A 24,983-nucleotide genomic window follows, 5' to 3' on the forward strand; every position below is an offset into this window, starting at 1 on the left:
CCCCATACCCTCCCCCCCCCCACCCCCCCCCCCCCCCCCCCCGCCTCCCTTGCCCTCTGCGCCCGGCGGCGGGTCGTATGCGCCCCGGCCCCCCCCCCCGGCGTTCTTCTGACCGGGAAATGTCGATGAACTCGAATCGGCGATGCCGCACGATGATACCGGGTGGCATGCCCCGCGGGGCGCGCCCTTGACATTGACCCAACGTGTCTGGTCACTCCCGGCGCCAGAAGTGGCATCGCTGAATGCCGGTCAATGGTGAGAGGGGATTTCAGACAATTGGTGCCAGATACAGCAACGGGCGTCGGTCACTCATTGTTCACGAATGGCCGGCGCCCGTCAGCAGTACAGCGAATTACTGTCTGGTAGAACTCAGATCCGGTGCCCAGGCGAAGCCCGGCACCGCCCTGGCATAGGCGGCCAGGAACTCCGAGGAGGCCTCCAGCGCGCTGACCGAGGAGGACTCGACGTCCGCCTCCAGCTGGTTCCCCAGTTTCAGCAGCTCCGGTGTCGAACGCAACGAGTCGATGACCGAACCCTCGATCTGCGACCACATCCAATCGACCTGCTGGTCGGCGCGACGCTTTTCGAGGCCGAAGGTCTTGTCCACCCATTCGCGGTGGTCCAGCACGGCCTGCCAGACCTCGTCAAGGCCTGTCTTCGTCAGCGCGGAGCAGGTGAGCACCGGTGTGCGGCGCCCGGTCGACTCATCATTGATGAGCTTCATCGCGATGGAGAGGTCGCGAGCAGTGACCCGCGCCTCGCCGGCATTGTCGCCGTCAGCCTTGTTCACGGCGATGACATCCGCCAACTCCAGGATGCCGCGCTTGATGCCCTGCAACTGGTCACCAGCCCGGGTCAACGACAGCAGCAGGAAGGTGTCCACCATGCCTGACACCGCAACCTCGGACTGGCCGACACCAACCGTCTCGACGAGGACGATGTCGTAGCCCGCGGCCTCCATGATGATCATCGCTTCCCTCGTGGCTCGCGCGACGCCACCGAGGTGGCCGCCGGACGGTGAGGGACGGATGTAGGCGTTGTCGCTCTCGGCGAGCTTGCCCATCCGGGTGCGATCACCCAGGATCGAACCGCCTGTCCGCGAACTCGAGGGGTCAACAGCGAGCACAGCCACCTTGTGGCCCTGGGCGATCAGCCGACAGCCCATCGCGTCGATGAAGGTCGATTTCCCGGCACCCGGAACTCCGGTCAGGCCCACACGCACGGCCTTTCCGGAGTGCGGAAGCAACGCCGCGAGCAGCTGGCGGGCCAGCGGCCGGTCAGCGGGTAACGAAGACTCCACGAGGGTGACAGCACGTGCGATGCCGGCCCGCTGGTTGGCCAGGACCTGGTCAACCAGCGTGGGGACGTCAACGCGTCTAGGCATTCGCGGCGCCCGCCTGAGCTGCCTTCTCGTGGACGAGCAGCTCCTTCAGCAGACGCACAGCCGCATCCGGGATGACGGTGCCGGGCGGGTAGATGTCCATGGCGCCGTCGTCGCGCAGCTCCTGGAAGTCCTGCTCGGGAATCACGCCGCCGACCACGATGAGGATGTCGGAACGACCGGCCTTGTCCAGCTCCTTGCGCAGCGCCGGGACGAGCGTGAGGTGGCCGGCAGCCAGCGACGACACGCCGACCACATGGACGTCACCCTCGACGGCCTGACGTGCCGTCTCCTCCGGGGTCTGGAACAGCGGGCCCACGTCGACGTCGAAGCCGAGATCGGCAAAGGCCGTGGCGATGACCTTCTGACCACGGTCGTGACCGTCCTGGCCCATCTTGGCCAGCAGGATCCGGGGACGACGCCCTTCCTCCTGCACGAACTGCTCAACGAGCTTGCGAGCTTCGTCCACGGTGGGCGAGGACCTCACTTCCTTGGCGTAGACACCACTGATGGTGCGGATCTGGGCGGTGTAGCGGCCATAGACCTTCTCCATGGCATCGCTCATCTCGCCGACGGCCGCCATTGCGCGTCCGGCGTCGATGCACACCTTCAGCAAGTTGCGGTCCGGATCGGTGGGATCGGGATTCGCAGCGGCCCAGGTGAGCTTCTTCAGGGCGGCCTGGCAGGCGTCCTCGTCGCGCTCGGCACGGAGCTTGACGAGCTTGGCCTTCTGCTCGTTGAGCACCTGGGTGTTGTCGACCTTGCGCACCTCGAGCGGGCCTTCGTGGTCGAGGCGGTACTTGTTCACGCCGATCACCGGCTGACGGCCGGAGTCGATGCGAGCCTGGGTACGGGCTGCAGCTTCCTCGATGCGCATCTTCGGGATGCCGGCCTCGATGGCCTTGGCCATGCCGCCGGCCTTCTCGACCTCCTGGATGTGCTCCCAGGCCTTGCGGGCCAGGTCAAGGGTGAGCTTCTCGAGATAGGCCGAACCGCTCCAGGGATCGATGACCCTGGTGGTGCCCGACTCCTGCTGCAGGAACAGCTGGGTGTTGCGGGCGATCCGTGCGGAGAAGTCGGTCGGCAGTGCGATCGCCTCGTCCAACGAGTTCGTGTGCAGCGACTGCGTGAGGCCCTGGGTGGCGGCCATGGCCTCCGCGCAGGTACGGATCACGTTGTTGTACACGTCCTGGGCGGTGAGCGACCAGCCGGAGGTCTGCGAATGCGTCCGCAGGCTCATCGACTTGGGGTTCTTCGCACCGAACGACTTGACGAGCTTGGCCCACAGCATGCGGGCCGCGCGCATCTTGGCGACCTCCATGAAGAAGTTCGTGCCGATGGCCCAGAAGAAGGACAGCCGCGGCGCGAACTGGTCGACCTTCAGGCCCACCGACTCGCCGGCGCGGATGTAGTCGACTCCGTCGGCCAGCGTGTAGGCCATCTCGATGTCGGCTGTGGCTCCGGCCTCCTGCATGTGGTACCCGGAGATCGAGATCGAATTCCACTTCGGCATGTTCGCGCTGGTGTAGGCGAAGATGTCCGAGATGATCTTCATGCTCGGCTGCGGCGGGTAGATGTAGGTGTTACGAACCATGAACTCCTTGAGGATGTCGTTCTGGATCGTCCCCGCGAGCTGTTCGGGCTTGCAACCCTGTTCCTCGGCTGTCACGACGTACAGCGCGAGGATCGGCAGCACAGCACCGTTCATGGTCATCGACACGCTCATCCGGTCCAGCGGAATGCCCGCGAACAGTTCGCGCATGTCGTAGATGGAGTCGACGGCCACACCGGCCATCCCGACGTCACCGGAGACGCGGGGGTTGTCCGAGTCATAGCCGCGGTGGGTCGGCAGGTCGAAGGCGACCGACAGGCCCTTCTGACCGGCAGCCAGGTTGCGCCGGTAGAAGGCGTTGGACTCCTTGGCGGTCGAGAACCCGGCGTACTGCCGAATCGTCCAGGGCCGGAAGGCGTACATCGTGGCGTAGGGCCCGTGCGTGAACGGGGGGATACCGGCGAAGGTGTCCAGCCAGTCCATGTCCGAGTAGACATCCTCGGTGTAGAGGGTGTCCACAGGGATCAGCTCGGGTGTGGTCCACTGCTCATCCGTGGTGGCCTTGGCGGCCAGCGCGGCATAGGTGGCCGCAGCGTCCTCGGGGATCGGGGCGTCGCCCAGATCAATCGAATCAAAACGGGGCAGAGTGCTCACTTCGCAACTCCAATCAAATCCAACACGGAGGACAGGACGCTCACGACGTCCATGCCCATATACACGCGGTCGGTGAAGACCTCTTCGGCCTCAGCTGCACCATCGCCCATTTCCTTGTAGGCACCGGACAGGAAGACGGCCTTGGCGCCGGCCTCCTTGAGCGCCTTGGCGACTTCCAGGCCCTGGGTCGCGTAGACCTTGGCCGAGGAGCACAGGTCTGCGACCTGCGCGCCGGACTCCTTGAACGCCGCCACGACTTCCTCGGTGGTGCCGCCTTCGCACTCCGGGGTCTCCATGCTGGCGACGTGCCAGACCGGGGCGGAGAAGCCTTCGCGGGCGCCGAAGTCACGACGGGTGCCGAGGCAGGCCAGGAAGACCTTCGGCAGCTCGGCTGCGGAACGGGAACGGTCGACGAGGGCCTCGAAGACCTCCGAGTCGCGGTGCCATTCCAGGCCACCACGGGCGGGGGCTTCAGGAAGCGGCTTGACCTCGACCGAACGCGAACCGATCAGCGGGAACTCGCTGACAGCCGTGATCGGCTGCTTGCGGGTTGCCAGCCGCTTGGCCCGCTCGTCGTTGCAGGTCTTCAGCGTGTCGACGACATGGCCACCGGCCAGTGCCGCAGCCATGCCGCCCAGCGACTCGACCGTCTGGAACTCGGCCCAGGCGGCGTCGGCGAGGCTCTTGGTGAGCGACTCGACGTAGAAGGAGCCACCAGCAGCATCATTGACGCGGCCGATGTTCACCTCCTCGCTGAGGATGATGCCGGTGTTGCGGGCGATGCGACGGGCGAAGTCATTGGTCGGCAGGCCCAGCGCAGAGCAGAAGGGCAGCGTCGTGATGGCCTCGGCACCGCCGATGGCGGCGGCGAAGGTGGAAATGGTGCCACGCAGGATGTTCACATAGGGGTCTTCGCGGGTCAGCTCGCGCCAGCTCGTGACGGCCACCTGACGTGCACCGCGCTTGGCCTCGCTCACCCCGAAGATCTCACCGATGCGATCCCAACAGGTGCGCAGCGCACGCAGCCGGGCGATGGTGAGGAACTGGTCGTGGGTGGCGGTGACACGGAAGTTGATCGTGTCGAAGGCCTCGTCGGCGGAGATGCCCTGATCGATGAGCGCGCGAACGTACTCGACGCCGGTTGCCAGCTCCCAGGCGAGTTCTGCCACATCACCGGCACCGGCGTTGTGGTAGATCGTGCCGTCCACCATGATGGCGCGCGAGGAGCTGTAGCCCTTGAGGCGCGTGACCCAGCCGGACAGCTTCGACAGGTCTGGGGTGGTGCCCTGCAGAGCCGCGAAACCGATCGGATCGAGTCCCAGGTTCAGCTGCAGGTGATCGGTGGGCTTGCCGGACTTCTCGTAGACGCTGAGCAGTGCTTCGGCTGCGGCCTCCTGGTCGTCGCGGCTGGACACCTCGACCTTGGCCATGTCCAGCAGGACCTCGGACAGTGCACCTGCGACGTCTTCGGGCTTCACCGCATCCTGGCCGACGCGCAGCCAGATGGAGGTGACGCCACGCTCGAGGTCGGTGAGCACCGCCTTGCGGGTGAACTCGGCATCGGGATCTTCGTGCAGCGCACGCACATCCCAGGCGTCCATGTCACCGGACTTGATCGTGGTGCTGCGTGTGAACGGGGCGACGCCGGGATATCCCAGGTGCTCCGGCGCATCCTGGCGGCGGTACATCGGGCGAATCTGGATTCCGTCGACAGTGGTCTTGGTGAGGCGCTTGAGGCACTGCTCGAAGTTGAGCTGCCTCTCCGGCGGACGGCCCCGGTTGAGGACCTTCTCCACCTCTTTCTCCCACTGTTCCTCAGTCGCCGGGGGGAAATCCCCGGCGAGACTGAGGTGCGACGGGGTGTCGGTGGCCACGTCCGTGGCGACAGCACCCTCGGCTTCAGTCTTGCTCATGCGACTCCTGCTCCTGAAAGGGTCATGGTGCCGCGACGACTCGCTGCGGCACCGGGATCTGGTCGCCGGCCATGGCGTGAATCGGGCGGCATCGGCACTTCGATGTCCCGGGACCCTGCCAGGCCTCGCGCGGTTCCGTTCACTGCGGATTCCAACCCGCAAGCAACCAACGGCGCCCGCTGCAGGTACTGGTTGCGCCGTACGGCGGACACGCAGGGGTGCCCACCTGACGGTTCGCCTGGCCTGCCGGCCGACTTCTTCATCGCGCTCCTCGGCATCTGCAACCGCCTCGGAAGTTGACGACCCTCCGCGGGGTGGTTCACGGCAACTCGCGTTGCCGAAGTTGGCAGGTCTTCGGACTCATGGGCAGGCGGGATCATTCCCGTGTTCCTCCACCACGGCTTCCCAGGCAAAAGGCCCAGTGCCGAAAAGTGATGTCGTTCCCATTCACCGCTGCGGGACAGCTCCGGAATCACACCGAATTCCCTCTCTCGACGGCCATTGACGATGGCCGTACCAACGGTTCTCAGGATACACGGGGCCTTCTCAGTCAGACTTTCGGGAGGCCCCTCGGAGCGCGGTGCGCAATGGTGCCCTGACGCGAGACTCGCTGGTCATTGCGGGCCTGTGGGACACTGAGAACTGCGAAGGCGACGAGGAAGTCCGGTGACCAGCCTGCTGGGAGGCCGGCGCGGTCCCGCCACTGTGAGCCGGCAGTGCCGGCGAGCCAGACACTCGGCCGGCGCACGGCAACATTGGGCGAGGCACCTGAGGAGGCCACATGACAGACCGCCGTGCTGTTGAGGACCCTGTTTCTGGGGATGACCCGACGATGGCTGGACGGCGACGCCTGGTGGGAGTGGGCGTTGGCCCCGGAGATCCGGAACTGCTCACCGTCAAGGCGGTCAGGCTGCTCAACAGTGCCGATGTGATCCTCGTCCCGGCCACTGAGCGCTCCGGGGATGGCCCGGGGCGAGCCGAGCGGATCGTTGCCGAGGTGTGCACCGACGGTGCCGCGCGAGTGCAGCGGATTCCCTTCTGCATGTCAGAGCGTCGCGGGGTGGGCCCGAAGCGCACCGAGAGTTGGCGCGCCAGCGTGCAGGCATCGGTGGAGGCATTCGGTGCCGGAGCACAGACCGTGGCCTTCGCGACGATCGGTGACCCGGCGGTGTACTCCACCTTCAGCTATCTGCGCGCCGGCGTCACTGCGGAAGTGGCAGACGTTTCATGCGAGCTGGTGCCGGGCATCACCGCCATGCAGGCCCTGGCCGCCGAGAGCGGCTGGCCGCTGGCCGAGGGCAAGGAGATCCTCGCGCTCGTGCCGGCCACCGTTGGGCTGGAGAAGCTGGCAGATGTGCTCGACGTCGCCGATTCGGTGACCATCTACAAGGGCGGACGTACCCTGCCCGGTGTGCTCGCCGCTCTGCGGGAGCGTGGCCGCGATGCCGTGATTGGCACCGATGTGTCGCTTCCCGAGCAGCAGCTGGCCTCACTGGACGAGATGGAGGCCGAGCAGAAGTTGCCCTATTTCTCTGCCGTTCTGTCTGCTCCCTCGCGCGAGGAGATCGGGGGCCAGCTGTGAGTGATGATGAGGCCCAGGATCTCGGCATGCCGGGGGAGACCGGCCCTGCCGGGCGGGACGGCCAGATTGCTCCACAAATCGATCCAGAAGAGCTGGGGCCAGGTGAGATCGTGCCTCCCACGCACGTGAGGGAGGGGCAGGGCCGTGTCGTCTTCGTGGGCGCCGGGCCCGGTGCTGCAGACCTCATCAGCCTTCGCGGGGCACGCATCATCGCCCGAGCCGACATCATCATCTGGGCGTCCAGCCTGGTCAGCCCCGAGGTGATCGCGGATCACCGGCCGGGGGCCGAGGTCATCGACTCCGCATCGGTGCCGCTCGAGGGGCTCATCCCGGCCTACACCCGGGCCCGTGACGAGGGTCTGCTCGTTGCCCGGGTGCACACCGGGGACCCCGCGCTGTACGGGGCGATCGCCGAGCAGCGCGATCTGTGTCACGACCTCGGGCTGGCAGTGGAGACGGTGCCGGGCATCTCGGCCGTCTTCGCCGCGGCGGCGCGAGTGGGAGTCGAGCTCACCGTTCCCGAGGTCAGCCAATCGTTGACCATCACCCGGCTCGAGGGCGGCCGCACGCCCATGCCGCCAGGGGAGACCATCGCCTCCTTCGCCGCGCACGGCGCCACGATGGCCATATATCTGTCTGCCGCGCGCAATCGCGCCCTCCAGGAGGCGCTGCTGGACGGCGGCTATCCGCCCGACACTCCTTGTGTGGTCGGCTACGCGGTGAGCTGGCCCGATGAGCTGGTGCTGCGCTGCCGCTTGTCGCAGATGTCGGAAACCATGCGGGCGCACAAGCTGTGGAAGCACACCATCGTGCTCGTCGGGCCCTCGGTGGGCGCCGGGCCGATCTCCACCCGCTCTCACCTCTACCACCCGGGCTTCCGCCACGAATACCGCGGAGCGGACCCGACCGCCCAGCAAGAACTCCGGGCGCAGGAAACAAGTGTCAACGGCACCCAACATGGGAAGGGGCATGCATGATCCGTGTCCACGGATACCTCGGGACGCCCAGCGAGCAGCTGCGCGCCGACTGCCGCGAGGCCGACATGGTCATCGCCGGGCGCCGTGCCCTGGACGCTCTGGATGTGGCGGAGGATCGCCGCATCGTGCTCGGCCCCCTGCAGCCCGCTATCAATGCGCTGCGGAACATGGATCCGGGCCAGCGGGCGGTCGTGGTGGCGAGCGGTGATCCGCTGTACTTCGGCATCGTGCGCACCCTGCGGCGCGCCGGGCTGAGCTGCGAGGTGGTGCCTGGTGTCAGCTCGGTGCAGGCGGCCTTCGCGGCCGTCTCGCTGCCCTGGGACGACGCCCAGGTGGTCAACGGACATTCCCGCGGCATCGAAACGGCGGTGCGGATCTGCCGTAGTCATCCCAAGGTTGCTGTGCTCACCGCACCCGGCCGTGGAATCCGGCAGATGGCAGGGCCGTTGGCCGATACAGACCGCTGGTTCGTGCTGGCCGAGCGGCTCGGCGAGACCGGTGAGCGAGTCAGGGTGCTGTCTGCCATCGAGGCCCTCTCGCTGGCCGAGGGCGATGTCAGAGAGCCGAATGTCGTGCTCGTGCTCGCCGATCGGCCTGAGAGCGATGAGGCCATCGGGCAGGTCCCCGAGGTCGCAGGCGACCCGTGGACTCCGGAGCCCGGAGATCCCGTGCCCGGCGAAAACATCGCTCCCGACGGTTCAGACCGTGAACCCATCATCGGTCAGGTGGTGAACTCGGCACGTGCCCGGGTGTGCGCCGACCAGATCGATGCCGGGCTCGGTATCACGACGAAGCGTTACGACGGTCCGGCTGCGAGCGGCCTGGTGGTGGCCTGGCGGGAATGCGATGTCATCGTCTCCCATCTTGCGCTGGGGGCCACGATCCGGCTCATCGCGCCGATGCTGGACAACAAGCGGACCGATCCCGGGGTGGTCGTCGTCGACGAGGCCGGACGTTTCGCGATCCCGGCTGTCGGAGGGCATGTCGGGGGCTCCAATCAGCTCGCGAAGAGGATCGCCGAAGTGCTGGGCGGCACTCCGGTGCTGTCCACTGCCACGGATTCGCTGGGCATCCCCGCGCTGGACCAGCTCGGCTGGGCATACGAGGGCGATGTTGCGGCGGTCACCGGCGCGCTCATCGACGGTTTGCCGGTGAGTCTTGAGCGTGATCATCCCTGGCCCATGCCGCCGCTGCCGGGCAATCTGTCCGAAAATGCCGATCAGGCCACGGCACGCGTCGTGGTGACCGATCAGCAGAAGGAGTCGTACACCAGCGGTCTGCCGGCCGTCGTGCTGCACCCGCCGAGCCTGGTGGTGGGGATGGGCTGCAACAAGGGCACGGGTGTTGGCGCCCTGCACGCGCTGCTGAGCCAGACGCTTCTGGCAGCCGGCCTGAACGTTCGGTCCGTCGGTTTGCTGACGAGTGTGGACGTCAAGGCTGCGGAGCCTGGGATCATCGAGCTGGCCAAGCAACTCGGGGTGCCCTACCGCACCTTCAGCTCCGAGGTGCTGGACGCCCAGCAGGCACCCAATGTCTCCGGGCGCGTGAAGCAGGAGGTCGGTACCGGATCAGTTGCCGAGGCCAGTGTGCTCGCCGCCGGCGCCGAGCTGGTCGTGACGAAGCAGAAGACTCCCGACGCCACCTGCGCCGTCGGGCGGATTCCAGCGCGTGGCCGGCTCCACGTGGTGGGGCTGGGGCCGGGTGCGCGCGACCTGCTGAGTCCGCGCGCCGAGCAGCGGCTCCGCCGCGCGAATGTGGTGGTCGGCTACACCCCCTATGTGCGCCAGATCCGCGATCTGGTGAGTCCCCACGCGTCGGTGATCGCCACCAGGATGGGCACCGAGGAGGAGCGCATCCAGGCGGCGATCGACGCCGCCCGAAGTGGTCAGGACGTCGCCTTCGTCTGCGGTGGTGATCCGGCCATCTATGCCATGGCAAGCCCCACCCTGGAGGTGGGTACCGACGGAATCGATGTGGAGATCGTGCCCGGCATCACTGCAGAGCTCGCGGCCTCGGCCGTCCTCGGCGCACCGCTCGGCCATGACCACGCCACCATCAGCCTGTCGGACCTGCACACCGACTGGCAGGTCATCCTGCGCCGGGTGCGGGCGGCCGCCCAGGGCGATTTCGTCATCACCTTGTACAACCCCCGCTCGCGCACCCGCCGTCATCACCTGCCCGATGCACTGGCGATCATCGCTGAATATCGCGATCCGTTCACGCCGGTGGCCGCGGTGACACAGGCCGAAAGACCGTCTCAGAGCGTCCAAATTGCCACACTGGGCGACTTCGATCCGGCATCGGTGGGCATGAACACCCTTGTCATCGTGGGATCGTCCACAACAAGGCTCGTGACGAGCGGAGACGGGCAGCCGATGCTCGTCACCCCGCGCGACTACCACTGGATGCCCGAGCACGGGCAGGAGCAGGAGGCGGACCATGCCTGAGTCCACGGATCGATTGACACCGCTGGTCATCGGGGCCCATGGCACCCGTGATCCGGACGGGGTCGTCCAGTGCCGGGCGCTCGTCGGCCTGGTGGCTGCACAGCTGCCGGGCGTGCACGTGGGTCTGGGCTTCGTCGAGCTGGTGGAACCCGGTATCGCCGTCGCGCTGGGCGAGGCGCTGAGCCATGTCGGTCAGGTCGACCCCGAGCTTCCGGAGGCGGTGGTGGTGCCGCTGCTGCTCAACACCGGCGGACACATTCAGCGCGACATTCCCGGGGCTGTCGAGGAGGGCCGCGACGGCCACCGGGTTTCCTGTGCCGGGCCGCTGCTGCCCGACCCCAGAGTGAGAGCAGTGCTCGAGCGACGCATCGCGGAGGCACTGGCGCCGGCCGGCGGCGACGCCTGGCGCGCCCAGGACACCTCCGTCATCGTGGTGGGCCGCGGCGCGCTGGTCACCGACGCCAATGCGAACCACTACCGGCTCAGCCGGGAGGTGTGGGAGGAGATGGACCTGGCGCAGGCGCTGCCGGCCTTCATCCAGGTGAATCGGCCCAGCGTGCCCGAGAGCCTCACGATGGCCGCCGCGAGTGGTGCGACACGCATCATCGTGGCAGCGAACTTCCTGTTCAGGGGCCGACTGCACACCTGGCTGGGCGAGCAGGTGACCGCCTGGTGCCAGTCGCATCCCGGAGTGGAGGTGCGCATCGCCGACGTGCTGGGTGCCACCGACGAGATCGCCGCAGTAGTGGTGGACCGCTACCGCGAGCAGCTGGGCAGCGTCGGGGCGGGGGAGGGCGCACCGGTCTACCTGTCGGGGCTGAGACTCGCAGGCCGTCGGGTCATCGTGGTGGGCGCCGGCCATGTTGCAGAGCGGCGCATTCCACGACTGCTGGACGCGGGTGCTCGGGTGCGGGTGATCGCCCCCAGCGCCGGTATCGCGGTGGCCCGCATGGCACGCCGGGGCGCGGTGGACTGGCAGCAGCGGGCCGCGAAGCCCGAGGACGTCGACGGGGCATGGTTCGTGCTTGCCGCCGCGAACGATCCGCAGGTCAACGAGCAGATCGCCGAGGCCGCCGAGGCCAGGCATGTCTTCTGCGTGCGCAGCGACAAGGCGACCGAAGGCTCCGCCTACACGCCCGCGACCGAACAGGCCGGTGGCCTCACCGTTGCCGTGGTGGGTGACAGGGATCCGCGGCGCAGCATCCGGGTGCGTGACGAGCTGCTCCACGCCCTCCAGGGCTGAGTCCCACCCGGAAGTCAATGCTCGCCACATCAATGCCTGCACCATGTGGAAGCAGGGGAGTGCTGCTGTCCCAGGCAGGGGACAGCCGGTCCGGGCCTGGAGAATCAGTGCGGCCCGGAAGCATTACCGGTTGTCGTTGCTGGTTTCGGCTCGGGATGCGATGGCATTGACGGCGGCCACGGTGATGGCGGAGCCGCCGCGGCGCCCGAGCAGGGTGAGATAGTCCAGGCCCAGATCGTCGTCCACGAGCGCCTGCTTGCTCTCCGCCGCACCGACGAAGCCGACCGGAATTCCGATGATTCCTGCCGGCCGCTGACCCGTCTCGTGCGCCACCTCGAGCAGCCGGAGCAGCGCGGTGGGGGCATTGCCGATGGCGACGATCGCGCCGTCGAGATTGTCCTGCTCGGCCCACAGGTCGACGGCTGCGCTGGCCTTGGTGACATTCTTGGCCGCTGCCAGCGTGGCGAGCGCCGGTTCCTTGATGTGGCAGACGATCACGTTGTCCCGGGGCAGCCGGGAACGGATGATTCCTGTGGCGGTCATCGAGGAGTCGCACAGGATCGGTGCCCCCTCGGCGAGTGCCTTGTGACAAGCGGTGACGATGCCGGGTGTGAAGGCGATGTCGGACGCGATCGAGGGGTCGGCGGAGGCATGGATCATCCGCACCACGACACGCTCGACGTCCTCGGGGAAGCGCTCGAGATCGGCCTCGTCCCGGATGATCCGGAAGGACTCGCGGTAGATGTCGGACCCATTGTTCAGATAATCACTCATCGCACTCCTGTCATTGCGAGTCTGCTGGCAGACTGCGGCTGGTCTTCGTCCACGACCACACAGTGATGGTACGAGCCGGCTGCCAGCCGTGCAGTGGCCCGATCCGGTCAGCATTCTCGACGCTGATTCTGCTGAGTTCGCCACCGTGGTGCAGATGGCAGCCGCCCAGAATCAGCTCTGCTTCCAAGGTGACCGCTGTGGCCACCAGGCGCCCGTTCTCGGGGAGCGCATCAATGATGTCGCCGACCAGGGGTTCGTCCACACCTCCGCCGATGAAGACCGCATCAGGCGCGGGGAGCCCTGCCAATGCCTCCTGGGAATCTGCCAGGCGCACTTCCACCTGGCCGGGAAGCGTGAGATTGCGCGCATTGAGGCGCGCTCGCTCGGCTCGCTCCGGCTTCTGCTCCACACCGACAGCGCGGCAGCTGGGGTCGGTCCTGCACCATTCCACGGCCACTGATCCGGCGCCGGTGCCCAGATCCCACAACAGCTGCCCTGGCAAGGGCCTCAGCGCAGCCAGAACCACCGCCCGCACCGCATGCTTGGTGATCAGGCCGTCATGCGCATAGTGCTGTTCGTCAAGACCGGGCGTTGTGCCCAGAAGGCGTGCGCTGGGATCACAAGTCACGATTTCCAGCCTATCGGCCGCCCGAGAGCAGCATGGACCCAATCGGCAGCCTGCCCGACGCTCCGCAGCTGGGGGACCTCCGAGGGTTCCGGCGGGCGTTCCACGATCACGACCACGGCACCGATCTCCTCTGCGACCACGAGTTTCGGATCAGGTTCGCTGCCACCTGAATCCTTGGTGACCAGTGCGGCGATGCGGTGCCCCGGGGCATCCATGAGTTCGCGTTCGCCCTCGAGTGTGTAGGGCCCCCGGGCGGTGATGAGGTGCCATCCCGTGGGGAGGGCCTGCGCGGGTGGGTCGATGACCCGATGAGTCACGTCGCGTGCGCCGAGCGAGAGGTAGTGCGCTGTGGCCTGGCGCCCGACGGTGAGCAGCAGGGGGCCGGAGATGTCTGCCAGAGCTGCGGCGGCGGCATCATGGCTGGTCACCCAGTTCCAGTGCGCTGATTCGGAGAGATCGTGCCAGCTGGGTCTTTCGAGCCTCGCCAAAGGGATGTCGCTGGCTCGGCAGGCGCGTACGGCGTGATCAGACATCGCAGCGGCGAAGCTGTGTACGGCATTGACCACGCAGCGCGGCCGTTCCTCACTCAGCCATTGCGCCAGACCGTCGGCGCCACCGAAGCCGCCATCCCGCACGGTGCCGGGAAGCGGACGCGGAGAGAGAGTTCGCCCAGCCAGCGAGGTGGTGACGTCCAGGCCCTCATCGTGCAGCTGAGTGGCCAATTCTCTGGCCAGCGAGGAGCCACCGAGGATGAGCACGTCCATGCCGGCCAGTCAACCCGCTCGGGCTGCCCCCTTCAACGTCATGACAGGCATGGTGCATGCGTCGGCATGGCGGGCATCTTGGTTGCAGATGTCGAAGGCTCACTGATGGCCTTCGTCGGTCTTGCCCGGTGGTCCGGCTGCAACCACTCGAGCCATCGACTGCGTCACTCGCTGCTCTCGGCTCATTCGTCCGTACCGGAGAAGGGACTCGAACCCTCATGCCTTGCGGCACAGGAACCTAAATCCTGCGTGTCTGCCAATTCCACCACTCCGGCGGGCGCGATCAGTGTAGCGATCCCGCGCTTTCAGGTGAGGGTCGCGAAATCGCTGCCCACATGAGGTGTTCTTGAACTGGCACCGGCTAACGGGTTCGGCTCGCCACCGGGTCGGGGATGCCGAGCTGCCTGCGCAGCCGGTCGACGTGACCTGCGGCACGCACGTTGTACTGGGCTTCACGCACGACGCCCCTTCCCTCGGCGTCGACGTCCACGATGAAGGTGGAGCGGATGAGCCCCTCGATCTCCTTCCCGTACAGCTTCTTGGTGCCCCACACCCCATAGGCGTCGATGGCGGTGTGCCCGGGGTCTGCCAGCAGGGTGACGCGTAGGCCCTTCTTCTCGGTGAACTTCTGCAGCTTCTCGACGGGGTCGGGCGAGATTCCCATGATGGCGATGCCGGCCTTCGCGAAGTCGTCCAGCGAGGCAGAGAAGTCGATGGCCTGGATGGTGCAACCGGGCGTCATCGCGGCCGGGTAGAAGTAGACAATGACCGTCTGCGACGGGTGATCGGCCAGCCCGGCGATCCTGCCATTGGCATCCGGCAACGCGAATTGCGGGGCAACATTCCCCGCGGACAGCTGAGTCATGCTCACAGCGTAGGTCATGGTACCGACAAGGCAGCCGCTGTTCCTCAGGGTGACGTGATTCACCAGGCGGCACGATGCGCTGTTACCCGTAGAGCTCCCGGTGGTGCGGGAGGAATAGGCTGATCCCACCGATCAGAAGTCATCGGAGTGCGGGCTTCCGCCGGTGATGACCCTCAGCGAGTGGAGGATTCCGTGGCCAAGCAGGACTCAGACATCAACCGGCTTCGCGCAGACCTTGCGTCCAACAGGATGCGTCTCAACCAGAACATCGAGGGCTTGGTCGCCGAGGTTCATCCGACCGCCCTGAAGCGCAAGGCTGTGACGACCGTCAAGACGGAGGCCAAGGAGAAGGCTCAGGAGATCAAGTCGTCGATCGTGGGCATTGTCTACGACGAGAGTGGCCCTCGCTGGGACCGGATCGGTACTGGGGCACTGGCTGTGACCGGTGTTGTCGTGCTCACCGCATCGCTTCGCGGAATGGGCCGTCTGTTCGCACGCAAGGTCTTCGGTGGCTGAACAAGCCGAAGGGTCTCACGGCTCCGCATCTCGCGGTGCTGGCTTCGGCCGCACTGCATCCGACGGCACCGCGTCGCAGTCGCGCGACCTGCCGATCCGCATGCTTCACGAGCGTGTCCTCGTCTCGATGGACGATGACTCGGGTGAACGTCGCAGCGAAGGCGGGATTCTCATCCCGTCGACGGTGCAGATCGCCCATCAGCTGGCCTGGGCGCATGTCGTTGCCGTCGGGCCGAGTGTGCGCTCGGTGAGCGTGGGGGAGAGGGTCTTGTTCGACCCGTCAGATCGCTCGGAGGTCGAGGTGCGGGGCAAGACCTTCATCCTGCTGCGCGAGCGCGACCTGCACGCCGTGGCTGACGAGCACCTCGACGGTGGCGGCGCCGGGCTCTACCTGTGAGGCAGTCCGCCGATTTGGCGGTGCTGGGCGGTAGGGCTATAGTTTTTTGACGCACGCGCTGCTAGCTCAACTGGCAGAGCAGCTGACTCTTAATCAGCGGGTTCAGGGTTCGAGTCCCTGGCGGCGCACTGCACCCGACCCCCATCCGGACCATCCGGGTGGGGGTTTTCCGTTTCCCCGGTGAGGAGCCATGACAGTGGGGTCCCGGATGATCGGGACCCCTTTCTAGATGTCGTGGTTCATCATGTCGTGAGGCCTGCGGTCAGGGCCGCGCACCCAGCCAGCGGGTGTCTTCCGCGAGATTCTTCGAGTGCCGGACCACCGCGATGCGTTGCTCGCGCAGCGTCGCCAATTCCTGGTTGAGCTGCTCGTCGGGCAGGGGGCCGAGACGACGATCCAGAGCGGTTTCCAGCAGCCAGTCCGCGAACTGGGGATTGCGCGCCAGATTCGGGCCGTGCGGGTAGGAGCCGACCACATGGCCCTGCACGGCACCCTCGGTGCCGTCCCCGCAGTTGCCAATACCGAGCTCGACGTGGGCCAGAGGTCTCGCCGAGGGTCCCAGGGTGGTGTAGCCGCCGTGATTCTCGAAACCGGACAGCAGCACATCGACGCCGTCAGGGGAGGTCCAGTGGGTGAGGATCTCACCGACCGCGCGCACCGTGCCCCTGGTGGTTGTCGCGTCCACCAGGCCGAGGCCCTCGATGGTCTCGTCCTTGTCGCCGACCGTGAAGGAATTTCCGACGATCTGGTATCCGGCGCACACCGCGAAGAGCACGGCGCCCATGTCGAGGGCATGGAAGATGCCCCCGTCGGCGCGCATTGCGTTCACCGCGGCCACCTGGGCGAGGTCCTCACCGCCACCGAGCAGGTAGACCGCGCCATCGGTGGGGACCGGCTCTCCGGGCTCCACCATGACCATCTCGGCATCGATGCCGCGCAGGCTCAGCCGCTTTGTGAGCACCATGGCATTGCCACGGTCGCCGTAGATGCCCAGCAGGCTCTGGTAGACCACCACGATCTTGACTGGGGAGTTCACCATGTCACGCCGCCCATTCTGCAGAGGTGGAGGAAGGCCGTGTAGGTGGCCAGCACATCGACCGGATGGTCGTAGTGCGCATGCATGGCCTCGGTGAGCGAGGGCACGATCGAGTGCTCCACGCCGGCATAGGACAGCCGCACAGCCAGGTCCTGGGCGCGGGGCCCGGTGCACACCACGTGGCGCCCGGCCAGCTGCTCGTACTCCACATCCCACAGCCAGCTCACATCGGTGCCGTCCGCGATGGCTGAGTCAATGGCCAGGACCACCGGGTCGGACTGCATCACCAGCAGCGATTCGGCCCAGCCGGCGGGATTCTTCGCCAGCAGCAGCCGTGCCGTGGTCTCACCGAAGTGCCCGGTGGAGAAGCGTCCGGCAGGGGCCCTCACGGTGGACATCGCCTGCACCGCGACGGCCGGGTCGACGCCCATCACAATCGCCGCGGCCAGCGCGCAGGTGGCATTGCCGCGGTTGAATCGCCCGGGAACGGCCAGATCGAGCAGCCACTGCTCACCATGGGGGCCGGTGACCTGGTCGCCGCTCACGGAGAAATCAGCCGGATGCTGTGCCATCATGCAGCCCGGGCAGGACCAGCCGTTGTCACCGCCATAGCGCAGCACGGTGCCGCAGTTGGGGCACAGTGCCGCATCTTGCGTCCAGCCGATGCCCATGTCCACCCAGATCGTGTGCTGAGCAGCCTCAGCGGCCCAGGTGACCAGCGGATCGTGGATGTTGGCCACCACGACGGGACCTTTTCCACCGGCTTCGGCGAGGGCATCGCGCCACTTCTTGCCCAGTGACTTGATCTCGTGGTGACGATCGAGCTGGTCGCGGCTGAAGTTGAGCATCACGAGCACCTCGGGATGCCCGGCCCTCACCATGGCGGGCACGATCTGCTCGTCGGTCTCCAGGATCGCGATGGGTGCGTGCACCTGCTGGGACAGCGCTGAGGCGATGCCTTCGCGCAGATTGGCACCGTCGGCGTTGGTGACGACGTCGGTGGGGTCATCCACCCAGGCGCGCAGCGCAGCTGTCAGCAGATGGGTGGTCGTCGTCTTGCCGTTGGTGCCCGAGATCGCGGCGATTCGCCGTCCGGCCACGAGTTCGGTGAATGCATCGGGATACAGCTTGGTGATCACCTGCCCGCGGATGGATGCACCGCTGCCGCGTCCTGTCCTGCGAGAGGCCCATGCCGCGAGATTTCCGGCCCCGATTGCTGCTGATCGCCATACCTGACGGGGCAGAGCGGGACTGATGGGACGTCCGCGCTGGGTGTGCGCGGCGGGAATCGCGGCCATGGGCCCCATTGTGGCAGGAACCCGGCAGCGATCCTGCCGTGCCAATTCGGTGCAGCTGAAAACCGGCCCTGGTCATCACGAGGGTGGTGTTGGTTGCCAGATGCTCACCGCTGCATCGATGAACCCGGCGTTGGTGAACACGACGATGCGTCGGGTGGCAGGCGTGACAGTCTTGAACGGCAGGGCGCGGTGCCGCTGCGATGTGGCAATTCCGGAGGAGATCACGTGAGTGAGACGAGGCAGGGGCCTGCGGGAACCGACCTGAATTCGATGGGAGTGCTCGGATCGACGGAGATCGTCCAGCTCGCCCTGATCGATCGCCAGGCGAATCTCACGATGACCATGAACGGCCATCGGTCGGAGATGGCGGCTGCTGGGATTGACGCTGCTGTTCGGATGGCCATCCAGGAGGCCAGCGCTGCGGCTCGCCGGGACGCCACGCAGTACCATCTGCTGGTGGTGAGCCCGCTGGGCCAGAAGCACTATCGGATTGACGGAAGTGATCACGACATGGAGCTAGCGCCCGTTCCCGAAGAGGACCAGCCGCGCCGCGTCCGCGCATTGACGAACACCGGCGACACCGACGAGGACGACACCGACGAGGAAGCAACGCCGCCCACCTCAGCGCGCCGTTCCTTCCTGGTCGAGGAGGATGTTGAGCTACCCGCAGTGTGGGGCTGGCGAGGCACCATGAATCGGCATCTGGGCATGCACCTGGCGCCGGGTGCCGATGAGCGCTCTGAACGCGAGGACATCCTGACCGTCAGCCAGCACTGGAACGGGCCGCGCACGATCGCGATCGTCAACGGCAAGGGCGGTGCGGGCAAGACTCCCACCACAGTCCTGCTGTCGGCCGTGTTTGCACGTTTCGGTGGTTCCGGGGTGCTCGCCTGGGACAACAACCAGACCCGTGGCACGCTCGGCTGGCGTACCGAACAGGGCGATCACGATGCCACCCTGCTCGATCTTCTGCCTGAGATCGGTGGTCTGCTGAGCAGGGAGGCCCAGTCCGCCGACCTGGAGCATTTCGTTCATCACCAGGTACGCGATCGTTTCGATGTGCTGCGCTCCAAGCCGATGGCGCTTGCTCAGGAGCAGCGCGTCGGGCCGATGGATGTGGATGCCATTCACACCGTCGCGACGAAGTACTACCGGATGGTCTTCATCGATTCCGGCAATGACGAGTCCGATCCGATGTGGCGCCGGATGATCGACCTTGCCGACGAGATCGTCGTGGTCACGAGTACTCGCGATGACCATGCCGAGGCGGGCGCCCTGCTGCTGGAGGCGCTGGCCGGGCGCGATGCCCACTCCGCAGGTCTCGCCAAGGATGCAGTGACCATTGTCACGCAGGCCGATTCCAGGGCCACCTCGCATGACATCAGGCGCGTCGTGGACGGCTTCGATGAACTGTCCCGTGAGGTCGTGACGATCCCCTTCGACCAGGCCATGGTCGGTGGCGTGCTGCGCTACGACGCACTCGACCCCCGGACGAAGCGGGCCTGGCTCGCTGCCGGTGCAGCCGTCGCTCGCGGGCTCTGACCCCTGTACAGCCTGCCAGGCCGCCGCTCCGAGCGCGCCCGACAGGTTGACAAAGTCGGTTCCGCGCAGTGTTGTACGGCGCGGGCACGGGTGTTCTGTCCGTGATCAGTTTCCGGAGGTGATCAGACATGGTGGGAGAACCTGTCCTCGACAACGAGGACAAGCTCCGGGCGGCATTGTTGGCGGCCTTGGCGGTGCGGCGCTGGGTCGACGAGGTCATGGCTTCCTGGCCGTTCGACCAGGCCGAGTCGCTCGCTGCTGCCGCGGTGTGCGCCTTTCCGCTGACCTGGAGCGAGATCGAGACAGCCCTTGCCTCGCATCCCAGGATCGGGGAAATCCCCGAAAATGCGGGGCTTGCCGCTGAATTCTCCCGACACGAACAGGCTGCGAATTCAGATCCGGATGACCTGTTGCACCGCCGTATCGTCGAGATGAATCGACGGTACGAGGAGAAGTTCGGGCATGTCTTTCTGATCCGGGCTGCCGGCCGCAGCGCCGAGGAGATTCTCGCCGAGGGGGACCGGCGTCTTGGCAATGACGAGGACGCGGAGCGCGCCGAGATCTCCCGGGAATTGGCGGCCATCACGATGCTGAGGGTCTTCGAGCTCGAGGAGCGGCTCGTGACCCCGGTGAAGACGGAGGCGAAATCCATGGCCGGTCTGTCGACCCATGTGCTCGACGCCGTGCGCGGCATTCCCGCGCAGGGTGTCGCAGTGAGGCTCGATGACCAGCACGGCGCCGAGATCGCGCTCGGCACGACCGACGCCGACGGCCGGGTGGCAGAAGTGGCTGCTGATCTTGCGCCGGGACAGTACCGGCTCGTGTTCGCGACTGGGGACTATTTCGCATCCTTCGGTGCCCCCACGCTCTACCCGGAGGTCAGCATCGATTTCCGGATCAATGACAGCAGGCCGCACTATCACATTCCGCTGCTGCTGAGCCCCTTCGCGTATTCCACCTACCAGGGCAGCTAGAGCAGTGCGGCGTCGATGGATCCGAAGCCGGGGCTGTGCGGGAGCAGTGGCAGCGGATTGAGGCCGCAGATCCGGCGGCACCGATGAACCCCGGGGTGCCGAATCAGCGGGTTCGGTGTCGCGCCGCTGCGGCACATCGGGTGGAGGGGGCGTGATCAACCCTGTGGGGTGTCGACATCGCGGCCGGTGGCAAGATCTCCGCACTCCACCAGCACATGCGGGTGATTCGCGAACACTGCTCGCGCGCCCTGGTCGCCTTGAGCACTGTCGGTGACCAGCGGCCACCACTTCCGCCCGATCAGCACCGGGTGTCCTGGCGTGCCATGAAAGCTCGCTCTGGCCAGGGTGTTCGTCTGCAGGCGCGTCTCGGTCAGGAATCGGCGGTAGACCGGGGTGCGGACATCGGGCAGATCGACGAGCGTGACGAGTACCGCGTCCGCCCCGCATTCTGATGCCGCCTGCAGACCCGCCCTCAGAGATGCCCCCATCCCTTCGGCCCAGGCAGTTGCTTCGACGAGTACCAGCCATGGCCGCGCCAGCACGACCGCGCGCACCTGATCTGCGTGGCTGCCGATCACGCCCAGCACGGTGTCGACACCTGCTTGGTGCACCCAGCCGCAGACCCTTTCCAGGGGACTCACCCCGCTGATGTGCTCACAGGGGTGTGTGCTGCCCTCCCTCCCCGAGAGACTGGTGCCACTGGCAAGCGGTCCGACGAGAGCCTTGGGCCCGCCCATCCGTCGCCCCGCACCGGCGGCGAGCACGACACCGAGGACATGTGTCGTGGAGCTGCCGCCCGCGGTGTGGTCGTCTGCACGGCGGGACGCCATCTCACTCAACCGAATCTCAGCCGAGGTCGAGGGTGCCGTAGGCCACTGGATTCTGGGATGCGTTGTCGAGGGGATCCGGCTTGCCGATCAGCGGATGTCCAGGCAAGGGGGTGCCGACGATGGCCAGCCGGTCGCCATGGATGCTGATGCCGTCGATCGTGCCGACCATCCGGACGATGCCCGCATGCGCGATGAGCAGATAGCGACTGGCCATCACTCGGTCGGCCTGCATGCGCCACACGCCGCGCCCGCGCAGCCACAGCTCGCGGCTGCCGGCGCCCTCGCGGAAGCCCACCCGCTCGCGGCCCAGCGCGTCATTGGTGACGGCCGGGTGGTCGGCATTCAGACGAACTCGTACAACATTGCGTCCACGAGCGTCCTCAGCCACCTCACCATCGCGGCTGAAACCCAGCCGTGCCCATTGGGCCCGTTCATTTGCATTCTTGGTCTGCGCGCTCGCCGTCAGCACGCTCGCGATCATCGACTGGTGCTGTGAGTCCAGGGCCTCCCATCGAGCACCGAAGGTCCCCTCCTGGTCTGCGCCCCCGGGGTTGATGCCTGCGATGTCGGCGCAGATGCCCAGGAAGGCGCGTTGTTCGCTGCTGAACAGGGATTTCCTTGAAAGTTCCGCGACCTTGGCCCAGTCGATGTCGGCGCCATCGCCCTCGAACTGCACGAACGCCGCCACCTTGGACAGGATCGACGGTGCGCTGGCGAGTATCGCTGCGGCGTCCTCGCGGGATTGGGGATGGCGGTCACTCGGCATGCAGACATCATAGAGTCTGGGCAGATTTTGAAGGGCATTATCTGAACGACCTTAGACTTTAGGCATAGTCAGTGATACTGTCTGCAATGTAAAAGCAGGCTGGTGGTGCTGGCATCAGGTCTCCTGATGTGTCGCCGCCCACCATGACCGAGGAGCAATTGCTGTGGATTTTCGTGAGCAGATCGCAAAACTGCAAGGCCTCGATTTCGCAGGTCTCCACCAGGATGATTTCCTGGCCACCTGGGACAAGACCGAGGCTGAGCTCAAGGCAGTTCTCGCCGTGGCGGACGCTCTGCGGGCGCTGCGCGAGAACAACAAGAGCTGCCGCATCTTCGACTCCGGTCTCGGTGTGTCACTGTTCCGCGACAACTCCACCCGAACCCGCTTCAGCTTCGCGTCCGCCTGCAATTTCCTCGGCCTGGCGGTGCAGGACCTCGACGAGGGCAAGTCGCAGGTCGCGCATGGTGAGACGGTGCGCGAGACAGCGAACATGATCAGCTTCATGGCCGATGTCATCGGCATCCGCGATGACATGTACATCGGCAAGGGCCATACCTACATGCAGGACTACGCCCGCTTCGTGGACGAGGGTTTCCAGGCCGGGGTACTGGAGCAGCGCCCCAATCTGATCAGCCTGCAGTCCGACATCGACCACCCGACGCAGGCCATGGCCGACCTGCTGCACGTGATCCACGAGTCGGGCGGCCTGGAGAACCTGCGTGGCAAGAAGCTGGCCATGACCTGGGCCTACTCGCCCAGCTATGGCAAGCCCTTGTCGGTGCCGCAGGGCATGATCGGTCTGATGACACGCTTCGGCATGGACGTCGTGCTCGCCCATCCCGAGGGCTACGAGGTGATGGGCGATGTGCAGGACATCGCCGCCAAGAATGCCGAGGCTTCCGGTGGCAGCTTCACCGTCACCAACTCGATGCAGGACGCCTTCGTGGACGCCGACGTCGTCTGCCCGAAGAGCTGGGCTCCCTACGCCGCCATGGAGACTCGTACCGAGCTGTACGCCCGGGGCGACACCCAGGGCATCGACGACCTGGAGCAGCGCCTGCTGGCCCAGAATGCTGAGCACATGGATTGGGAGACCACCGAGGAGCTGATGGCCACCACCAGGGATGGCAAGGCTCTTTACCTGCACCCACTGCCTGCCGACATCAGTGGCCTGAGCTGCGAGCACGGAGAGGTGGCCAATTCGGTCTTCGACCGCTACCGCACCCAGCTCTACCGCCAGGCCAGCAACAAGCCCTATGCCATCGCCGCGATGATCTTCTTGATGAAGCAGCCCCACCCCATCGCCAAGCTCGAAGAGCTGTGGAAGCGGGACACCCCGCGCTGGTCCCACTGATCATCGACGCACCTGGTGCGCTCGGGCTCGTCCACCACCCAGCACCGTTCAGAGCACACAACCACTCAGGTTCGCAGCAAGTCGTTTGATCGCGAACCGTTCTTCCGCCTCCCATCCATCACGTCAGGAGTCACACATGACAGACATCGACTACGACAAGGTCAAGGCCGCAGCAGAGGGTTACCGCGCCGACATGACCGCATTCCTGCGGGCGCTGATCCTCAACAAGGGCACCAGCTGCCAGGAGGAGGCCAAGGCCAAGCTGATCATCGCCGAGATGAACAAGCTCGGCTACGACCGCACCGAGATCGACGGCTTGGGAAGCGCCCTCGGCTACCTGGGCAACGGCCCCCACCTCATCTGCTTCGACGGACACATCGACACCGTCGGCGTCGGCAATCCTGACAACTGGACCTTCGACCCCTTCGAGGGCTACGAGGACGATGTTCACATCGGCGGCCGCGGCAGTTCCGATCAGCTCGGCGGCGTCGTGTCGGCCGTCTACGGCGGCAAGATCGCCAAGGACCTCGGCCTGCTCAACGACCAGTACACCTACATGGTGTCCGGCACCGTGCAGGAAGAGGATTGCGACGGCCTGTGCTGGCTGTACCTCATCGAGGAGGAGGGCATCAAGCCCGAATTCATCGTGAGCACCGAGTCCACCGACCATGCGGTCTACCGCGGTCATCGCGGTCGCATGGAGATCAAGGTGGAGGTGTCCGGCATCAGCTGCCACGGCTCTGCCCCTGAGCGCGGCGAGAATGCCATCTACAAGATGGCCGAGATCCTGCTCGACGTACGCGACCTCAACGCCAAGCTGCACGTCGACCCCTTCCTGGGCAAGGGCACTGTCACGACCTCCGAGATCTTCTCGTCCAGCCCCTCGCGTTGCGCGGTGGCCGACGGCTGCTGGATCTCGCTGGATCGCCGTCTCACCGCTGGCGAGACCTGGCAGGGCGCCATCGCCGAGATCGAGGCGCTGCCGAGCGTCAAGAAGTTCGGCGCCACGGTGAGCATGTACGACTACAAGTCGAAGGCCTGGACGGGCGTCGAGTACGGCCAGGAGTGCTTCTTCCCGACCTGGGTCAACGATGAATCCGACCCGCACGTGCAGGCCACCATCGAGGCCCACCGCAAGCTGTTCGGCGAGCCCAAGGTCGACAAGTGGACCTTCTCGACCAATCTGGTGGCCACCGCCGGCCGGCACGGCATTCCCGGCGTCGGTTTCGGCCCCGGCATGGAGGAGCAGGCTCACTCCCCGAACGAGATCCAATGGAAGGACGATCTGGTGCAGTGCGCAGCGCTCTACTCGGTGCTGCCCAGCATCTACTGCCAGAACCTTCAGCACTGACCGTTGACTGCCATTGTCGGGGGGGGGGGGGGGGGGGGGGCGGCGGGCGGCGGGGGGGGGGGGGGGGGGGGCCGCCCCCCCGGGGGGGGGGGGGGGGGGGGGGCGCGGGGGGCGGGGGGGGGGGGCGGCGCGCCGCGGG

22 protein-coding genes, 2 tRNA genes and 2 riboswitches are annotated in these 24,983 nt (G+C 66.4%); of the genes, 11 read left to right on the top strand and 13 right to left on the bottom strand.

From position 1 onward, the window contains the following. Positions 1-352 precede the first annotated feature (352 nt). Genes meaB through mutA form a run of 3 tightly spaced genes read right to left on the bottom strand, consistent with a single transcriptional unit; the run spans position 353 to position 5,500 of the window. Entirely contained in the window at positions 353-1,384 is a 1,032-nt protein-coding gene (gene meaB / locus ABF648_RS08610; RefSeq protein WP_415631882.1) for a methylmalonyl Co-A mutase-associated GTPase MeaB, read from the bottom strand. Next, positions 1,377-3,587 (bottom strand): methylmalonyl-CoA mutase, encoded by a 2,211-nt coding sequence (gene scpA / locus ABF648_RS08615; RefSeq protein WP_415631883.1) that lies wholly within the window; start codon positions 3,585-3,587, stop codon positions 1,377-1,379. The genes meaB and scpA overlap by 8 nt, the downstream gene beginning before the upstream one ends. Then, complete coding sequence (gene mutA, locus ABF648_RS08620) at positions 3,584-5,500, bottom strand: methylmalonyl-CoA mutase small subunit (RefSeq protein WP_415631884.1); 1,917 nt, start codon at positions 5,498-5,500, stop codon at positions 3,584-3,586. The genes scpA and mutA overlap by 4 nt, the downstream gene beginning before the upstream one ends. Positions 5,501-5,827: 327 nt before the next feature. Continuing rightward, positions 5,828-6,036, bottom strand: a riboswitch (cobalamin riboswitch). A 117-nt stretch (positions 6,037-6,153) separates the two neighbouring features. Next, positions 6,154-6,237, top strand: a riboswitch (cobalamin riboswitch). A 95-nt stretch (positions 6,238-6,332) separates the two neighbouring features. Here mutA and cobI point away from each other — a divergent pair. Genes cobI through ABF648_RS08640 form a run of 4 tightly spaced genes read left to right on the top strand, consistent with a single transcriptional unit; the run spans position 6,333 to position 11,749 of the window. Beyond that, positions 6,333-7,082, top strand: a complete 750-nt coding sequence (gene cobI / locus ABF648_RS08625; protein WP_415631901.1) for a precorrin-2 C(20)-methyltransferase — start codon at positions 6,333-6,335, stop codon at positions 7,080-7,082. Between the two features lie 26 nt (positions 7,083-7,108). Then, positions 7,109-8,059: a precorrin-4 C(11)-methyltransferase gene (cobM, locus tag ABF648_RS08630; protein ID WP_415631902.1), complete on the top strand. Its 951-nt coding sequence runs from the start codon at positions 7,109-7,111 to the stop codon at positions 8,057-8,059. After that, on the top strand, positions 8,056-10,506 hold the full coding sequence (gene cobJ / locus ABF648_RS08635; RefSeq protein WP_415631885.1) for a precorrin-3B C(17)-methyltransferase: 2,451 nt from the start codon (positions 8,056-8,058) through the stop codon (positions 10,504-10,506). The genes cobM and cobJ overlap by 4 nt, the downstream gene beginning before the upstream one ends. Continuing rightward, positions 10,499-11,749 (top strand): CbiX/SirB N-terminal domain-containing protein, encoded by a 1,251-nt coding sequence (locus ABF648_RS08640; protein WP_415631886.1) that lies wholly within the window; start codon positions 10,499-10,501, stop codon positions 11,747-11,749. The genes cobJ and ABF648_RS08640 overlap by 8 nt, the downstream gene beginning before the upstream one ends. Before the next feature lie 123 nt (positions 11,750-11,872). On the opposite strand, the gene ABF648_RS08645 is transcribed toward ABF648_RS08640, so the two are convergent. From ABF648_RS08645 to bcp, 5 genes are all read right to left on the bottom strand, one after another. Beyond that, positions 11,873-12,523 (bottom strand): precorrin-8X methylmutase, encoded by a 651-nt coding sequence (locus tag ABF648_RS08645; protein WP_415631887.1) that lies wholly within the window; start codon positions 12,521-12,523, stop codon positions 11,873-11,875. Between the two features lie 10 nt (positions 12,524-12,533). Then, positions 12,534-13,151: a precorrin-6Y C5,15-methyltransferase (decarboxylating) subunit CbiT gene (gene cbiT / locus ABF648_RS08650; protein WP_415631888.1), complete on the bottom strand. Its 618-nt coding sequence runs from the start codon at positions 13,149-13,151 to the stop codon at positions 12,534-12,536. Continuing rightward, complete coding sequence (locus tag ABF648_RS08655; protein WP_415631889.1) at positions 13,148-13,915, bottom strand: cobalt-precorrin-6A reductase; 768 nt, start codon at positions 13,913-13,915, stop codon at positions 13,148-13,150. The genes cbiT and ABF648_RS08655 overlap by 4 nt, the downstream gene beginning before the upstream one ends. Before the next feature lie 193 nt (positions 13,916-14,108). Further along, positions 14,109-14,190, bottom strand: a tRNA-Leu gene (locus tag ABF648_RS08660). 86 nt (positions 14,191-14,276) lie between these two features. Continuing rightward, positions 14,277-14,780, bottom strand: a complete 504-nt coding sequence (gene bcp / locus ABF648_RS08665; RefSeq protein ID WP_415631890.1) for a thioredoxin-dependent thiol peroxidase — start codon at positions 14,778-14,780, stop codon at positions 14,277-14,279. Between the two features lie 192 nt (positions 14,781-14,972). Between bcp and ABF648_RS08670 the strand changes: the two genes are divergently transcribed. From ABF648_RS08670 to ABF648_RS08680, 3 genes are all read left to right on the top strand, one after another. Then, positions 14,973-15,296 carry a hypothetical protein gene (locus tag ABF648_RS08670; RefSeq protein ID WP_415631891.1) on the top strand — a complete coding sequence of 108 codons (324 nt, stop codon included), beginning with the start codon at positions 14,973-14,975 and terminating at the stop codon, positions 15,294-15,296. A gap of 100 nt (positions 15,297-15,396) precedes the next feature. After that, positions 15,397-15,693 (top strand): GroES family chaperonin, encoded by a 297-nt coding sequence (locus ABF648_RS08675; protein WP_415631903.1) that lies wholly within the window; start codon positions 15,397-15,399, stop codon positions 15,691-15,693. A 55-nt stretch (positions 15,694-15,748) separates the two neighbouring features. Further along, positions 15,749-15,821 (top strand) — tRNA-Lys (locus tag ABF648_RS08680). Between the two features lie 134 nt (positions 15,822-15,955). Here ABF648_RS08680 and ABF648_RS08685 read toward each other — a convergent pair. The 3 genes from ABF648_RS08685 to ABF648_RS08695 form a co-directional block, all read right to left on the bottom strand. Beyond that, positions 15,956-16,732 (bottom strand): type 1 glutamine amidotransferase, encoded by a 777-nt coding sequence (locus ABF648_RS08685; protein WP_415631892.1) that lies wholly within the window; start codon positions 16,730-16,732, stop codon positions 15,956-15,958. Continuing rightward, the gene (locus ABF648_RS08690; protein WP_415631893.1) at positions 16,726-18,027 is read right to left on the bottom strand and encodes a MurT ligase domain-containing protein; all 1,302 of its coding nucleotides are present in this window, start codon (positions 18,025-18,027) and stop codon (positions 16,726-16,728) included. The genes ABF648_RS08685 and ABF648_RS08690 overlap by 7 nt, the downstream gene beginning before the upstream one ends. Positions 18,028-18,102: 75 nt before the next feature. Then, positions 18,103-18,252, bottom strand: a complete 150-nt coding sequence (locus ABF648_RS08695) for a hypothetical protein (protein WP_415631894.1) — start codon at positions 18,250-18,252, stop codon at positions 18,103-18,105. On the opposite strand from ABF648_RS08695, the gene ABF648_RS08700 reads away from it, so the two are divergent. Both ABF648_RS08700 and uraH read left to right on the top strand, forming a co-directional pair. Continuing rightward, entirely contained in the window at positions 18,253-19,569 is a 1,317-nt protein-coding gene (locus ABF648_RS08700) for an AAA family ATPase (RefSeq protein WP_415631895.1), read from the top strand. A gap of 128 nt (positions 19,570-19,697) precedes the next feature. Next, positions 19,698-20,543: a hydroxyisourate hydrolase gene (gene uraH / locus ABF648_RS08705; protein WP_415631896.1), complete on the top strand. Its 846-nt coding sequence runs from the start codon at positions 19,698-19,700 to the stop codon at positions 20,541-20,543. Between the two features lie 155 nt (positions 20,544-20,698). On the opposite strand, the gene ABF648_RS08710 is transcribed toward uraH, so the two are convergent. Both ABF648_RS08710 and ABF648_RS08715 read right to left on the bottom strand, forming a co-directional pair. Further along, a complete protein-coding gene (locus tag ABF648_RS08710) occupies positions 20,699-21,373 on the bottom strand; it encodes a nucleotidyltransferase family protein (protein ID WP_415631897.1) in 675 nt (224 codons plus the stop codon). A 16-nt stretch (positions 21,374-21,389) separates the two neighbouring features. After that, complete coding sequence (locus ABF648_RS08715) at positions 21,390-22,139, bottom strand: hypothetical protein (RefSeq protein WP_415631898.1); 750 nt, start codon at positions 22,137-22,139, stop codon at positions 21,390-21,392. A 163-nt stretch (positions 22,140-22,302) separates the two neighbouring features. On the opposite strand from ABF648_RS08715, the gene ygeW reads away from it, so the two are divergent. Together ygeW and ABF648_RS08725 are read left to right on the top strand one after the other, a co-directional pair. After that, positions 22,303-23,493 carry a knotted carbamoyltransferase YgeW gene (ygeW, locus tag ABF648_RS08720; protein WP_415631899.1) on the top strand — a complete coding sequence of 397 codons (1,191 nt, stop codon included), beginning with the start codon at positions 22,303-22,305 and terminating at the stop codon, positions 23,491-23,493. 136 nt (positions 23,494-23,629) lie between these two features. Then, positions 23,630-24,844 (top strand): YgeY family selenium metabolism-linked hydrolase, encoded by a 1,215-nt coding sequence (locus ABF648_RS08725; protein ID WP_415631900.1) that lies wholly within the window; start codon positions 23,630-23,632, stop codon positions 24,842-24,844. Positions 24,845-24,983: the final 139 nt, after the last annotated feature.

The organism is Propionibacterium sp., from assembly GCF_047719395.1.
GTDB lineage: Bacteria > Actinomycetota > Actinomycetes > Propionibacteriales > Propionibacteriaceae > Propionibacterium.

Excerpts from the sequence above, each read along its gene's own strand:
- meaB (WP_415631882.1), bottom strand. The coding sequence starts at position 1,384 with ATGCCTAGACGCGTTGACGTCCCCACGCTGGTTGACCAGGTCCTGGCC.
- mutA (WP_415631884.1), bottom strand. The coding sequence starts at position 5,500 with ATGAGCAAGACTGAAGCCGAGGGTGCTGTCGCCACGGACGTGGCCACC.
- cobI (WP_415631901.1), top strand. The coding sequence starts at position 6,333 with ATGGCTGGACGGCGACGCCTGGTGGGAGTGGGCGTTGGCCCCGGAGAT.
- cobM (WP_415631902.1), top strand. The coding sequence starts at position 7,109 with ATGCCGGGGGAGACCGGCCCTGCCGGGCGGGACGGCCAGATTGCTCCA.
- cobJ (WP_415631885.1), top strand. The coding sequence starts at position 8,056 with ATGATCCGTGTCCACGGATACCTCGGGACGCCCAGCGAGCAGCTGCGC.
- ABF648_RS08640 (WP_415631886.1), top strand. The coding sequence starts at position 10,499 with ATGCCTGAGTCCACGGATCGATTGACACCGCTGGTCATCGGGGCCCAT.
- ABF648_RS08645 (WP_415631887.1), bottom strand. The coding sequence starts at position 12,523 with ATGAGTGATTATCTGAACAATGGGTCCGACATCTACCGCGAGTCCTTC.
- ABF648_RS08655 (WP_415631889.1), bottom strand. The coding sequence starts at position 13,915 with ATGGACGTGCTCATCCTCGGTGGCTCCTCGCTGGCCAGAGAATTGGCC.
- bcp (WP_415631890.1), bottom strand. The coding sequence starts at position 14,780 with ATGACTCAGCTGTCCGCGGGGAATGTTGCCCCGCAATTCGCGTTGCCG.
- ABF648_RS08675 (WP_415631903.1), top strand. The coding sequence starts at position 15,397 with ATGCTTCACGAGCGTGTCCTCGTCTCGATGGACGATGACTCGGGTGAA.
- ABF648_RS08685 (WP_415631892.1), bottom strand. The coding sequence starts at position 16,732 with ATGGTGAACTCCCCAGTCAAGATCGTGGTGGTCTACCAGAGCCTGCTG.
- ABF648_RS08690 (WP_415631893.1), bottom strand. The coding sequence starts at position 18,027 with ATGGCCGCGATTCCCGCCGCGCACACCCAGCGCGGACGTCCCATCAGT.
- uraH (WP_415631896.1), top strand. The coding sequence starts at position 19,698 with ATGGTGGGAGAACCTGTCCTCGACAACGAGGACAAGCTCCGGGCGGCA.
- ABF648_RS08710 (WP_415631897.1), bottom strand. The coding sequence starts at position 21,373 with ATGGCGTCCCGCCGTGCAGACGACCACACCGCGGGCGGCAGCTCCACG.
- ABF648_RS08715 (WP_415631898.1), bottom strand. The coding sequence starts at position 22,139 with ATGCCGAGTGACCGCCATCCCCAATCCCGCGAGGACGCCGCAGCGATA.
- ABF648_RS08725 (WP_415631900.1), top strand. The coding sequence starts at position 23,630 with ATGACAGACATCGACTACGACAAGGTCAAGGCCGCAGCAGAGGGTTAC.